Origin of the sequence: Streptomyces malaysiensis subsp. malaysiensis (assembly GCF_040653035.1) — a bacterium.
Lineage (GTDB): Bacteria > Actinomycetota > Actinomycetes > Streptomycetales > Streptomycetaceae > Streptomyces > Streptomyces malaysiensis.
In genome coordinates this window covers 247,584-259,786 of record NZ_JBEZNG010000003.1, presented here as the reverse complement: position 1 = coordinate 259,786, position 12,203 = coordinate 247,584, and the positions used below count along the sequence as shown (strand labels likewise).

The window sequence follows — 12,203 nt, the reverse complement described above, 5'->3', positions numbered from 1 at the left end:
ACCCGAAGGTTGCGGTCCAGCCCGAACCGATCCCTTTCGGGACAAGAGGAAGATATCAAATCACGGCCCAGGGAAGCGATTCCCCCACCGGCTGAAGCCGGTGGTCCCTCGCTAGGAGACCAATGGAGGACAAGACCCCGTCCGCACCTCGTGTGGTGGTGGACGAACCGCTGGACGGCCGCCGCCTCGTGCTGATCGACGGCCAGGACGCCGGAGTGGTGGTGAGCGCGGACGAGCTCCGGCGGCTCCTGCACCGTGCGGGTGTGATGGAAGAGGACGCGCCCCTCGACAACCCCGAGCTGATCGAATGGAACGGCGGCGGCTCCGACGACTGGCCCGCCGCGCCCAGGTGACGCATCGGATGACGTATCGGATGACACACCTGATGCCGCACCTGATGCCGCGCCAAATGGCATATCGGACGACATAACCGCCACAACGTCCGGCGCCGGTCCCTCCCCTCGTGGGGACCGGTGCCGAACGCTGGAGCGGTGTCGATCCGCGCCGTACCGGTGCGGATCAGGGGAAGGGCCAGACCCGTGGTAGATGCGACAGCCGCCCCGACGGGGCCGGCTCCACGGATCTCCCGAGCTCACACGACGAGCCCGATGCCACCGTCTCGTGATTCCGACAAAAGCTGACCGAGAACATGCGGTGCCATGGGTTGTCTCTCCGTGCGCTGAGCTGATGGCCTGGCTGGGCGGCTCGTGGTGGGTGCGCTACTGCGTCATGATCCTGCCAGTTGCGCCTGCCGCCGAGGAGGTTCCGGCGTTGTGCTACCGGTTTCACCGCTGGTCAGCCATATAAAGTGAGTTTTCCGGTCCGGATGACCAGTGCGGGGGAAGTAAGGAGTGGAACCTTGAGTTCCGACTCGGGGGCGCGCACAGCCTTCGCGGAACGCCTCGCGCTGCTGTACAAGGAGGCCGGTAACCCTCCCCTCAAGAGCGTGGCAGACGCGGTCGTCAGACTCCAGCGGACCGATGAGCGGGGGCGTCCCGTACGGGTCTCCGCCCAGCGGATCAGCGACTGGCGACGTGCCAAGAACGTACCCGCCCAGTTCGCCGCGCTCGCGGCCGTCCTGCATGTCCTGATACCCGACGCACGGCGCGCCCGCCCGGTGCCGGTGTCCAAGGGCCTGTACGACATGGCCCGCTGGCAGCGGCTGTGGGAGCGGGCCGTGGCCGACCCGGTCGGCGAGCGCCCCGCCCCGTCCGCGGAGGAGGAGGAAGGGCCCCCTGCCGAGGCCCCGGCCGCCGTCCCCGGTGTCGTATGCCCGTACCGGGGGCTGGCCTCGTACCGCCAGCAAGACGCCCGGTGGTTCTTCGGCCGGGAGCGGAGCACGGACGCCCTCGTCGCTCAACTGCGCGCGGCGGAGGCGGCGGGGGGCCTGATCGTGCTCGTGGGCGCTTCAGGAGCGGGCAAGTCCTCGCTGCTGAACGCCGGTCTGGTGCCCGCACTGCGGGCCGAGGCGCCGGACGGCGGGGACGGCCGGACGAGGGGGGTGCTCCAACTCGTACCGGGCGCCGACCCGCTCACGGAGCTGGCCCGCCATATCCCCGAACTCGCGCAGGTGGTCGCCACCGAGGAGGAACCGGGGGCCGAGGACCGGGGCGCGGACGAAACGGGGACGGACGGACGAGCGGCCGATGAACCGGGGCCTGACGTTCCGGGGCCTGACGTTCCTGAGGCTGACGGCCCGGCACCGGTCCATGCCGCAGCAGACGTGCTGCCGGCCGAGCCCGGCACTCCACGGTTCGCGCACGCGGTGCGCGAGGCCGTCACCACATGGGCGGAGCGCGAGACATCCCCCGCCGCCCGCCCGGTCGTGATCGTGGATCAGTTCGAGGAGGCGTTCACCCTCGGCTCCGACGAGGCGGACCGGCGTACGTTCATCCAGCTCCTGCACGCCGCGTGCACACCCACCGGCCCCGGCGAGCCGCCCCCCGTGCTCGTGGTCCTCGGCATACGCGCCGACTTCTACGAGCAGTGCCTGGGCTACCCCGAACTGGCCGACGCGCTCCAGCACCGGCACATGGTGCTCGGGCCGCTGACCACCGCGGAGCTGCGCGAGGCGGTCACCGGCCCGGCCAAGGCCGTGGGGCTGGAGCTGGAACCGGGGCTGGCGGAGCTGATCGTCCGGGAGGTGAGCGCCGACGGCCCGCGCGGGACGCATGACGCGGGCGTACTGCCGCTCCTCTCCCACGCCCTGCTCGCCACCTGGCAGCGGCGGAAGGCCGGCCGGCTGACGCTGGCCGGCTACCGCGCGGCGGGCGGCATCCAGGGAGCGGTGGCGGCGACCGCCGAACGGGCCTGGTCCAGCCTCGACTCCGAGGCCCGTACGGCCGCGAGGCTGCTGCTCCTCCGGCTGGTCAGGCTGGGCGAGGACACCCAGGCCACCCGCAGGCGGGGGACGCGGCACCAGCTGGCGAAGGAGTCCACGGACCCGGGCAAGACGGAGGAATCCCTCGAAACGCTGGTGCGCGCCCGGTTGGTGACGCTCGACGCGGAGACCGTGGAGATCACCCATGAGGCGCTGCTCCACGCCTGGCCACGGCTGCGCGAATGGATCGACGAGGACCGCAACGACCATCTGGTGCGGCAGCGGCTGGAGGAGGACGGCCGGGCCTGGGAGGGCTCGAACCGCGACTCGTCCCTGCTCTACCGGGGCTCCCGGCTGGAGCAGGCCCACACCTGGGCGAGGACCGCAGGTGGCACCTATCTGACCCGGAGCGCGGTGGAGTTCCTGGCCGCGTCGGTCGGGCTGCGCAGGCGCACGGTGTGGCTGCGCCGCGGCGCGGTGTCGGCTCTGGTCGCCCTGGCGGTGCTGGCGGCCGGTACGGCGGTGGTCGCGTGGCAGCAACGGGACGACGCGGTGTTCGAGCAGGTGGTCACCGAGGCCGATCGCTTCCAGTACACCGATCCGTCGCTGTCCGCCCAACTCGCCCTGGTGGCACACCACTTGCGGCCGCACGACGAGGCCACCAGGAACCGGCTGCTCTCGGTGGTGAACGCGCCGCTGGCCACACCGCTCCATGGCCACACCGGCGCCGTCTACCTCACCTCGTTCAGCCCGAACGGGCGGCTTCTGGCCACCGCGAGCTACGACCGGACCGTCCGGCTGTGGGACGTACGCGACCGGACGCGCCCCAAACCGCTGGGCAAGCCCCTCACCGGCCATAAGAGCTGGGTGAGCAGTGCGGTCTTCAGCCCGGACGGCCACACCCTCGCCAGCGCCGGCGACGACGGCACCGTCCGCCTGTGGGACGTACGCGACCCCCGCCATCCGCGCCCGCTCGGCGCGCCCCTGTCCCGCGACGACGGCACGATCTATCTGCTCGCCTTCAGCCCGGACGGCCGCACGCTGGCCACCGCCACCGAAGGTCGCGTCGTTCGGCTCTGGGACATGAGCCATCCGGACCGGCCGAAGGCGCTCGGCGCGCTGACCGGCCACACCGCCGCCGTGCGCTCCGTGGCGTTCAGCCCCGACGGCCGGACGCTGGCGGCCGGGGGCGACGACGCCACGGTCAGGCTGTGGAACATGGCCGATCCGCGCCATCCGAAGCCGATCGACAGGGTGCTGAAGGGGCACAAGGATCTGATCCACTCCGTGGCCTTCAGCCCCGACGGCCGGACGCTGGCCAGCGGCAGCGCGGACAACACCATCCGGCTGTGGGACGTCGACGACCCACGGCGCGCGGAGCCACTGGGCTCGCCGCTCACCGGCCACACCGGCCCCATATGGTCCGTGTCCTTCAGCCCGGACGGCTCCATGCTCGCCGCCGCCAGCCAGGACAGCACGGCGAGCCTGTGGAACGTCAGCGATCCGGACTATCCGTCGCAGGTCGGCGAGCCGCTCGCGGGGAGCAGCGGCGAGATGTACGCCCTGGGCTTCAGCCCCGACGGCCGGACCCTCGCCACCGGGACCGGCGACAACACGGTCCGCCTGTGGTCGCTGCCCACGTCGGACATGCTCGGCCGGGTCGGGGCGTTCCGCCCGGACGGGCGGGTGCTCGCCACGGCCGCGCGCGACGAGCGGATCCGGCTGTGGAACGTGGTCCAGCCCGACCGGCCGGTTTCGCTGGGCGAACCGTTCAAGCCCGGGGAGGGCGCGGTGCGCGAACCGACGTTCTCCCCCGACGGCCGCACCTTCGCGGTGATGACCGGCAACCGCGCGCTACGGCTGTGGAACGTCAGCGACCCGGCCCACCCCGTCGCCTACGGCCCGCCCATCCCCCTGCGGACCCGGTTCGCGAGCGCGGTGGCCTTCAGCCCGGACGGGCGCACGCTGGCCACCACGTATGACGACCGCACCATCCAGCTGTACGACGTCGGCGACCCGTCCCATGTACGCCGGCTCGGTAGGCCGCTCACCGGCCACCGGGGCTATGTCAACACCCTCGTCTTCAGCCCGGACGGCCGGACGCTGGCCAGCGGCAGCGCGGACAACACCATCCGGCTGTGGAAGGTGACCGACCCGCGTCACGCCACCCCGCGGGGCGGCGCGGTCACGGGCCACCTCGGCCCCGTCAACGCGCTCGTCTTCACTCCGGACGGCCAAACGCTGGCCAGCGGCAGCGACGACAACACGGTCCGGCTCTGGGACGTCACCGATCCGCGCAGGACGACGCGGCTGCGCTCCCCGCTCACCGGCCACACCGACGCGATCGTGTCGCTGTCGTTCAGCCGGGACGGCAGCACCCTGGCGAGCGGCGGCAACGACAACACGGTCCGGCTCTGGGACGTCACCGTCCCGGCCAAGGCCGCCTCCATCGGCCAGTCGCTGAGCCCCAACGCCAAGACCGGCAATTTCCTGTCGTTCAGCCCGCACAGCCGGATGCTCGGGGTGTCCAGCGGCGCCGACACGGTCCGGCTGTGGAGCCTGGACGTGGACGAGGCGGTGCGGCGCATCTGCTCGATGAGCCGGGGTGTGCTGACACCGGAGAAATGGGACGAATACCTGCCCCGGCTCTCGTACTCGCCCCCCTGCGGTCAGTAACCACGTTGCACGAACGTTGCGTGATCGCGGTCACAACTCCTCGCCGCAAGCGAGGAGTCGGCCTCGCCACGCCGATGGCCGCGTTACTCTTAGGTAGAGCCCGACCGCTGGTGCATCCCCCGTCGCCAGCGGTCGGGCCCTTCCATGTGGGGGACACTCGGTATGGGTGCCGCGGCGGCGGCGTACGAAGGCGCCGCGCCGGGCGAACGCGCGACCACGACGGCCAAGGGGACGCGCGGCGAAAACGCGGGGCGGGAGCGCACCGCGAGGGCACACCGCCGGTACGCATCGCCAGAACGCACCATGAGAACACCCCTCCCCACCTGGAGACCCCGTGATCCGCAGGCTCGACCAGGCCGCTCTGGACCTCGGCCGCGAATACGTCCGCCACGCGCCCTGGAGCGCCGGGAAGCGGGCCCTGGTCGAGAACCACCTCAACGCCGCCCTGCGGGACCGCCCCCTGCACCGCTTGGCCCGTACGCGCTTCGGCGCCACCTTCGCGGTCGACACACAGGACCTCATCCAGCGCTACCTCTACCTCTTCGGCGTCTGGGAGCCGCATATGACCCGGTGGCTTCAGCGTCGGCTGAAGCCCGGGGACGTATTCGTGGACGTCGGGGCCAACATCGGCTACTACAGCGTCCTGGCCTCGCGCCTCGTCGGGGGAAGCGGGAAGGTGGTGGCGGTCGAAGCCTCGCCGACGTTCCTCGGGCTCCTCCAGAGGCACGCACGGCGAAACGGCTGCGCCAACATCCGTACGGTCAACGCGGCCGTCTCCGACCGCGAGGAGCTGCTGACCTTCATCCTCGCCAGCTCGCGCAACATGGGTGCGAACAGCGTCGTCCCCTACGACGGCCCGGCCGAGTCCACCTTCGAGATCGCGGCCCGGCCACTGCCCGACCTCCTCACCGAGGACGAGATCACCCGGGCCAGGGTGATCAAGGTCGATGTGGAGGGGGCGGAAGGCGGCGTGGTCCGCGGACTCGTCCCCCTGCTGGACAGGCTGCGCCCCGACGCGGAACTGACCGTCGAGGTCACCCCGCAGCGGATGGCCGAGCTGGGCGACTCCGTGGAAGAGCTGCTGGCGGCCCTGACGGGGCACGGCTTCCACGTCTACCGCCTCACCAACGACTACGCGGCGGGCAGCTACCCGGACGCGCTCCGGCGCGCACCGGAGGTGCCGGTGCGCTGGCGCGGGCCGGTCGCCGAGGAGAGCGACCTGGTCTTTTCACGGGTCGACGCGGAGAGCCTTCCCTGACCTGACCTGGCCTGGCCTGGCCTGGCCTGACCTGACCTGACCTGACCTGGCCTGAGGGTGCGGGCGCCTACGGGTCGCTGGGGCGGGCGCCTACCGGTCGCTGGCGCGGGCGCCTACTGGTCGCTCTGGGGCAGGTGCGCCTTGGCCTCGTCGTAGCCGGCGTCGCCGGGGCGCTCGGCCGGGGCGTAGACCAGGTACAGCACACCGGTGCTGAACGTCGCGGAGGAGATCAGCCGCAGCGGGATCGGGGTCTCGCCCTCGTCGAACAGCCGCATGCCCTTGCGGACGGCGATCGGGTGGACCAGCAGATGCAGCTCGTCCAGCAGGCCGTGCGCCATGAGCTGCCGTACGACCGAGACGGAGCCGCTCAGGGCGATGTCCCCGCCCGGCTCATTCTTCAGCGCGGTGACGGCGTCCGCGAACTCGCCCTTGAGCAGCTCGGAGTTCCGCCAGGTGAAGGTGAGGTCCTGGCGCGACAGGACGATCTTGCGGGCGTCGCCCAGCTTCTTGGCGAAGTGGGCGTCCTCACCGCCCGCCGCCTCCCGGTCCGGCCACGCTCCGGCGAAGCTGTCGTAGGTCTTGCGGCCGATGAGGAGGGTGTCGGAGGTGCCGAGGACCGCGTCGACGGCGGCGCCCATCTCGTCGTTGAAGTAGGGGAAGTGCCACTGGTCGGGCGCCTCCACGACGCCGTCGAGCGAGATGAACAGGCTGGCGCTGATCTTCCTCATGGTGCACTCCTTGAGAAGCGGTCGGTGAGCTCTTCCTCCTGTCAGACCGGGGAGGCCGCACAAACTCATCGGTGCCGACCCGAGCGGGCTTTCAGGGCGCCTCGTACCGCCAGCCGTCCATGGCGGCCAGGACGCGCGCCCGCGCCTCGACGACCGCGAACCGGGCGGCGCGCTCGGCCTCGTCCGTGTGGGCGGACTGGCTGGTGACCTGGCCGGGCCACTTGCGGTAGAGCAGACCGGTCTCGGCGGTGAACCAGCCGCGGCTGACCGCGTTGAGGGCCATGAGCAGACCGGTGTCCTCGGACGCGGGGAGGGCCATCCAGCCGCCGAGGGCGAGGAGGAGGTCGCGGCGTACGAAGAGGGTGGCGGGGTGGACCTGGGCGCGGTGGTCGTTCGCCCGCCAGAACTCGAGGACGGCGCCGCGCGCGATGGGCCCCTGCGGCGGATCGCCCTCGAAGCCGACGGTGGAGCCGTCGGGCAGCAGGTCCAGGGCGCGGGAGGTGGCCCAGCCGAGATCGGGGTGGTCCGCGAGCGCGCGGAGGTCGCGGGCGAGGGCGCCGGGGGTGAGCATGTCATCGGCGTCCAGCACCTTGATGTACGCGCCCTCGGCGCGGGAGAGCCCCATCGTCCGGGCCATCGCGGCGCGCCCGGCCCGGCCCTGCCCGAAGCTGACGCGGACGTCGTCGGGTACGTAGGGCCGTACGGCGTCCGACGCGCCGTCTTCCTGGATCACCCACTGCCAGTCCCAGCCGTCGGGCAGCTCCTGCTCGCGCAACGACTTGTAGGCGTCCGGCAGATGCACGGCGCCCGGGGCGTGGACGGCGGTGATGACGGTGATGGTGTTCGGCATGGTCACCACCTCTTCAGGGGCGTGGTGAAGACGAGCTCCGTACGGTCGCCGCACAAGGTCACATCGGAGACTTCGACCACCCGACCGCCGATATCCGTGCAGATCTTCCTGAGAACGATCACCGAAACCCCCTTCTTGAGGCCGAGCCCTTCGGCCTCCTCCACGGTCGGCGGCCGGGCCGTGATCCGTTCCGCTATCCGGTCGAGCTCGATGCCGATCGTGTAGAGCTGATTCTGGGTGCCGCCGGGCCAGGGCTCATTGGCGGCGTCGAGCAACTCCGGATTGACGGCGACGACGTCATGCACCAGATACGAGTGCACCAGGGCGAACGGCGCATCCTCCTCGAGGCAGTTGGTGCGGTAGATCCGCTCCAGCAGCCGGGTGCCCACGGGGATGCGGAAGACGGACGCCAGGTCCTCATCGGCCTTCGCATCGCGGTACTCGGCGTGAAAGGCGAGGTCGGTCACCTCAAGACCGGTGTCATGCTCGGTGGACCCGGTCCTCAGCCGCTCCGCCCTGGACCGGCGTGCCCGGTCCTTCTCCCACTGATGCCGATCATTGCTCCGCTCGACCCGCCGACGCGGGGTCCGTACGAAGGTCCCCACCCCGTGCCGTCTGTCGATCAGCCCCTCGGCCACCAGCTCCGACAACGCCCGCTGAAGCGTCGGCACGCTGGTCCGATACCGCGCCGCCAGCTTGTCCTCCGCCGGCAACCGCTCCCCGGGCCCCAACTGCCCCGCGCGAATGCCCTGCCGCAGCGCATCCGCGATCTGCTCGTACTTGGCCATGCGTGCTCACCGCCCGGGTTTGCGCGATCGCTGCGGACGGTTTCAGCGTAAGTCCTTAAGAGGTCTTGAGCCCCTCGGCCCTGCTCGGGCCGCCGAGTTTGCCGCTACGCGGCGCCATCGTGATGTGGCCGACCAGTGTCTGACCGCCGTCGGCCACATTGGCGTCATGCTCCGCGACGCCCAGGGCCGTCAGGTCAGCTCCAGGCCCCCGTCGACGGTGAGGATCTGCCCGGTGAGCCAGGTGGTGGCTGGATCGGCCAGGCGCAGGATCCAGGCGGCGACCTCGTCGGGGTCGCCGCGGCGGCCGAGGGGGATGCGCGAGGCTTCTTCGCGCTTGATCTGTTCGATGGCCTCGTCGGGGAGTCCGGCGGCGGCCAGGGCCTGGCTTTCCGTCGGGCCGGGGGCGAGAGCGTTGACGCGGATGCCGTCGGCGGCGAGTTCCACCGCCCAGCTGCGGGTGAGCTGCTCGAGGGCGGCCTTGGACGCCGCGTAGTGGGCGCCGCCCGGCATCGGCCGGTGACCGTAGGTGCTGGAGATGTTGACTATCGAGCCCCGGCTCCGGCGCAGGTGCGGCAGCGCCTCACGCGCCAGCAGGCTGGGGGCGACGACGTTGAGGCCGAACAGATCCGTGATGCCCGTGTCGGTGGTGTCGACCAGCGGCATGATCTTGGTGATTCCGGCGTTGTTGACCAGCACGTCCAGTTGCCCCCAGCGATCAACCGCGGCGTTGACCACTTCCCCGGGTGCTCCTGGATCGCTCAGATCGGCCGAATACGCGACGATCGCGGGCTGCCCGGCGGCGGTCTCCTGAAGAGCGTCGATTCGCCGACCGACACCCAGTACCCGGGCACCGGCGCGGGCGAAGGCCCGCGCCGCGGCCCGGCCGATGCCGGATCCGGCGCCGGTGACGATGACAACGCGTTCGGCGAGGTCGTCCGCGGGGGGCTTGACGCTCATGGCACCTCATTGTTCGTCGTTCGTTGAACATCGAATAACGTAACATGGCTTCCGTGAAGCACGCGCGACATCCCGCTACGGACGAGATCACCCTCATCGATGTGATGGGGGCGCTCAACGACCCCATACGGGTCGGTCTGATACGCGTACTCGCCGACGAGCGCGAGCACGGATGGGGCGAACTGCGTGCGCCAGTGGCCAAGTCCACCCTCAGCCATCACCTGCGCGTACTCCGGGACGCGGGCGTCACCCGCACCCGACAGGAAGGCACCCGCTGCTTCGTCAAACTACGCAGCGCCGACCTCAACACCCGCTTCCCAGGGCTCCTGACCGCCATCCTCGACGCCGCCCACCACGACGACGTCGGCTCCCACGTCGGCCTCGCCGACGATTCACCGACCGCGTGAAGCCGCTCCCGGCCCGGCGCCGGGGTTCCTGTGACTCACCGCTGACGCTTGACGCGTTCGTGCTCCGCGTTGCCGATGATGGCCTCGGCCCCGTCGATCTGGCGCCTGAGCTTGTTGAGCACGTCGGTGCGGGCCGAGTCGATCAGGTGGTCCGTGGTGGGCGTAGTGCCGGTCGGGGTTCCGGTGGGAACCCAGAAGGTCATGTGGCTGTGGTCACGAACGACGTCCTGGCAGATGCGGATGACCCAGTTCATCGCAACGGTGATCTCGTCGCGGTGGAGCTGATCGAAGTCGCAGCCGTGAGCATGGCCGCGCCGCACCGTCATTGGGCGCGCCCCTGAGTTTGTGTTGCCTTGACGACGAACCAGACCGTCTTGCCGACCGTGTGCTCGACGTTGCCCCAGGCGTCCGCGAGTTCGCCCACGAGCAGCAGGCCGCGGCCGCTCTCGCTGTCCGTGCGTGGGGATTGGGCGGTCGGTCGGCCGTGGCCGGAGTCGCGCACTTCGATGCGTACCTCCTCCTCGGCGGCCTCGATCCGCACCCGGAACAGCCGGCCCGGTGGGACACCGTGCAGGAGGGCGTTGGTGGCGATCTCCGATACGCATAACTGGATCTCCTCCAGGCGGTCGACATACCCCCACTCGGAGAGCGTGCGGCTGACGAACTGTCGCGTTGCGCGAATGGATGGCTTGCGCCGCGTGAAGGACTGCTGCCGCATCAAGGGCATGGCGAGTCACCACCTCAGAGCTAGGTACAAGAGCGAAGCCACCTTATCGCTATTCACGAAAGGCGGGGAGGTAGTCTCTTGAGGTGGTGGCCAAGGGGTCGCTTACTGTGTAAAGCGGCAAGGTCGGCAAGTGTCGATCACGCTTGAGGAGGGGCTCAGTGGCCAGCGATGCGTGGATCAGTTCCTCGATGCCCTATCTGCGGCCCGTTGAGGCGGGCGGTCAGGGCGACGCTTGGGGTGAGGAAGCAGCAGCGCGCGGGAGGCGTGGGACGCAGCGCATCATGCATGCCGGAGAAGTTTCGGCCCCGGCTGCCGTCGCCCGCCTTCTGGGGCTCGAGGACGGGGATACGGTCGTCGTACGACGCCGGATCATGTACCTCGACGAGGAGCCGTGCGAACTGACCGACTCCTACTACCCAGCTCATATCGCGGCAGGCACCGGCCTCGCGGGCACCGCGAAGATCCGCGGCGGAGCGGTGGGGCTGCTCGCCGAGCTGGGTCATGTGGGGCAGCGGGTACGTGAGGACGTGACGGCACGATTGCCGGACGCGCGGGAGCGGGAGCTGCTGCGGACCGGCGCGGAGGAGCCGGTGCTGTGCCTGGAGCGGGTCGTGCTCGACGAGGACAAACGACCCATTCAGGCCGACCTGATCACCATGCCCGCCCAACGCCAGCGCTTGCGCTATGAACTCAGGATGGGATGACCGTGCCGAAGGCCGAACAGGACGCAGTGGACCGGCGATCGCTGCATGAACGGATCGCCGCCGACCTACGCGACGAGATCATGTCCGGCGATCTCCCTCCCGGCGCCAAACTTCCCTCGACCGCCCAGCTCAAGGAGCGATTCACCGCCTCGAACGCGACCGTGCAGAAGGCCCTGCAACTCCTGAAGGACGAGGGGCTCGCGGTCGGCCGTGCCGGAGCGGCCGTCACCGTACGCGAACACCGGCAGCGCACCATGCGCCCCGCCTCGTACATGGCACCGGCCGCGCCCGGGGAGCCGTACCGATGGATCAGCGAGGCCGCGGCGGACCACCAGGCTCGGGGAACCAGCCGCCTTCTCGATGTCACCGAGATCCGCCCGCCCGCCGACGTCGCCGAGGCATTGCGCCTCCCGGAGGACGGCACTGCACTGCTGCGAGCGCAGGTGCTGCTCCTGGACGATGAACCGGTGGAGCTGGTGAAGTCGTACTACCCGCTGGAGCTGGCTCGCGGGACGGCGATGATGGACCGCCGCAAAATCAAGGGCGGCACCCCGGCCCTCCTGGCGGAGCTGGGCTACCCGCCCCGCCTCAGCGTCGACAAGGTCTCCGCGCGCGTACCGACCCAGGAGCAGTACATACTGCTCGACCTACCGGGCAACCTCCCGGTCCTGCGGACGCTGCGCGTCGTCTACAGCGACGGCGAGCGCCCCATCGAAGCCACGGTGATGGCCAAGGCGGGGCACCTCTACGAGCTGCAATACGAGTTCACCCCCGCCTGACCTCCTCCT

At 70.5% G+C, this 12,203-nt stretch carries 12 protein-coding genes; 6 read left to right on the top strand and 6 right to left on the bottom strand.

The window, feature by feature from the left end:
• Positions 1 to 122 precede the first annotated feature (122 nt).
• The 3 genes from AB0E24_RS08280 (at position 123) to AB0E24_RS08270 (ending at position 6,254) form a co-directional block, all read left to right on the top strand.
• Complete coding sequence (locus AB0E24_RS08280) at positions 123 to 353, top strand: hypothetical protein (RefSeq protein WP_069875133.1); 231 nt, start codon at positions 123 to 125, stop codon at positions 351 to 353.
• A 473-nt stretch (positions 354 to 826) separates the two neighbouring features.
• Positions 827 to 4,996, top strand: coding sequence for an nSTAND1 domain-containing NTPase (locus AB0E24_RS08275; RefSeq protein WP_359375523.1), 4,170 nt, complete (start codon positions 827 to 829; stop codon positions 4,994 to 4,996).
• A 334-nt stretch (positions 4,997 to 5,330) separates the two neighbouring features.
• On the top strand, positions 5,331 to 6,254 hold the full coding sequence (locus AB0E24_RS08270; protein ID WP_079153852.1) for an FkbM family methyltransferase: 924 nt from the start codon (positions 5,331 to 5,333) through the stop codon (positions 6,252 to 6,254).
• A gap of 113 nt (positions 6,255 to 6,367) precedes the next feature.
• Here AB0E24_RS08270 and AB0E24_RS08265 read toward each other — a convergent pair whose 3' ends face one another.
• The 4 genes from AB0E24_RS08265 to AB0E24_RS08250 all read right to left on the bottom strand — a co-directional run bounded on the left by AB0E24_RS08265 (position 6,368) and on the right by AB0E24_RS08250 (position 9,577).
• The gene (locus AB0E24_RS08265) at positions 6,368 to 6,982 is read right to left on the bottom strand and encodes a dihydrofolate reductase family protein (RefSeq protein ID WP_093702676.1); all 615 of its coding nucleotides are present in this window, start codon (positions 6,980 to 6,982) and stop codon (positions 6,368 to 6,370) included.
• Between the two features lie 91 nt (positions 6,983 to 7,073).
• Positions 7,074 to 7,832 (bottom strand): glycosyltransferase family 2 protein, encoded by a 759-nt coding sequence (locus AB0E24_RS08260; protein WP_257633679.1) that lies wholly within the window; start codon positions 7,830 to 7,832, stop codon positions 7,074 to 7,076.
• 2 nt (positions 7,833 to 7,834) lie between these two features.
• On the bottom strand, positions 7,835 to 8,620 hold the full coding sequence (locus tag AB0E24_RS08255; RefSeq protein ID WP_069875141.1) for a GntR family transcriptional regulator: 786 nt from the start codon (positions 8,618 to 8,620) through the stop codon (positions 7,835 to 7,837).
• Positions 8,621 to 8,809: 189 nt separating this feature from the next.
• Positions 8,810 to 9,577, bottom strand: a complete 768-nt coding sequence (locus AB0E24_RS08250) for an SDR family NAD(P)-dependent oxidoreductase (RefSeq protein WP_359375518.1) — start codon at positions 9,575 to 9,577, stop codon at positions 8,810 to 8,812.
• 44 nt (positions 9,578 to 9,621) lie between these two features.
• Here AB0E24_RS08250 and AB0E24_RS08245 point away from each other — a divergent pair, with 44 nt between their 5' ends.
• Positions 9,622 to 9,984 carry an ArsR/SmtB family transcription factor gene (locus AB0E24_RS08245; protein WP_079258074.1) on the top strand — a complete coding sequence of 121 codons (363 nt, stop codon included), beginning with the start codon at positions 9,622 to 9,624 and terminating at the stop codon, positions 9,982 to 9,984.
• Positions 9,985 to 10,019: 35 nt separating this feature from the next.
• On the opposite strand, the gene AB0E24_RS08240 is transcribed toward AB0E24_RS08245, so the two are convergent.
• Together AB0E24_RS08240 and AB0E24_RS08235 are read right to left on the bottom strand one after the other, a co-directional pair.
• Positions 10,020 to 10,310: a hypothetical protein gene (locus AB0E24_RS08240; RefSeq protein ID WP_359375515.1), complete on the bottom strand. Its 291-nt coding sequence runs from the start codon at positions 10,308 to 10,310 to the stop codon at positions 10,020 to 10,022.
• Positions 10,307 to 10,711, bottom strand: coding sequence for an ATP-binding protein (locus AB0E24_RS08235; RefSeq protein WP_359375513.1), 405 nt, complete (start codon positions 10,709 to 10,711; stop codon positions 10,307 to 10,309). The genes AB0E24_RS08240 and AB0E24_RS08235 overlap by 4 nt, the downstream gene beginning before the upstream one ends.
• A gap of 158 nt (positions 10,712 to 10,869) precedes the next feature.
• Here AB0E24_RS08235 and AB0E24_RS08230 point away from each other — a divergent pair, with 158 nt between their 5' ends.
• On the top strand, positions 10,870 to 11,415 hold the full coding sequence (locus tag AB0E24_RS08230; RefSeq protein WP_102935005.1) for a GntR family transcriptional regulator: 546 nt from the start codon (positions 10,870 to 10,872) through the stop codon (positions 11,413 to 11,415).
• The gene (locus AB0E24_RS08225; protein ID WP_359375510.1) at positions 11,412 to 12,194 is read left to right on the top strand and encodes a GntR family transcriptional regulator; all 783 of its coding nucleotides are present in this window, start codon (positions 11,412 to 11,414) and stop codon (positions 12,192 to 12,194) included. Before AB0E24_RS08230 ends, AB0E24_RS08225 begins: the two co-directional genes overlap by 4 nt.
• The last annotated feature ends 9 nt before the right edge of the window (positions 12,195 to 12,203 follow it).

Excerpts from the sequence above, each read along its gene's own strand:
- AB0E24_RS08275 (WP_359375523.1), top strand. The coding sequence starts at position 827 with ATGACCAGTGCGGGGGAAGTAAGGAGTGGAACCTTGAGTTCCGACTCG.
- AB0E24_RS08240 (WP_359375515.1), bottom strand. The coding sequence starts at position 10,310 with ATGACGGTGCGGCGCGGCCATGCTCACGGCTGCGACTTCGATCAGCTC.
- AB0E24_RS08225 (WP_359375510.1), top strand. The coding sequence starts at position 11,412 with ATGACCGTGCCGAAGGCCGAACAGGACGCAGTGGACCGGCGATCGCTG.
- AB0E24_RS08255 (WP_069875141.1), bottom strand. The coding sequence starts at position 8,620 with ATGGCCAAGTACGAGCAGATCGCGGATGCGCTGCGGCAGGGCATTCGC.
- AB0E24_RS08265 (WP_093702676.1), bottom strand. The coding sequence starts at position 6,982 with ATGAGGAAGATCAGCGCCAGCCTGTTCATCTCGCTCGACGGCGTCGTG.
- AB0E24_RS08245 (WP_079258074.1), top strand. The coding sequence starts at position 9,622 with ATGGCTTCCGTGAAGCACGCGCGACATCCCGCTACGGACGAGATCACC.
- AB0E24_RS08260 (WP_257633679.1), bottom strand. The coding sequence starts at position 7,832 with ATGCCGAACACCATCACCGTCATCACCGCCGTCCACGCCCCGGGCGCC.
- AB0E24_RS08250 (WP_359375518.1), bottom strand. The coding sequence starts at position 9,577 with ATGAGCGTCAAGCCCCCCGCGGACGACCTCGCCGAACGCGTTGTCATC.
- AB0E24_RS08235 (WP_359375513.1), bottom strand. The coding sequence starts at position 10,711 with ATGCCCTTGATGCGGCAGCAGTCCTTCACGCGGCGCAAGCCATCCATT.
- AB0E24_RS08280 (WP_069875133.1), top strand. The coding sequence starts at position 123 with ATGGAGGACAAGACCCCGTCCGCACCTCGTGTGGTGGTGGACGAACCG.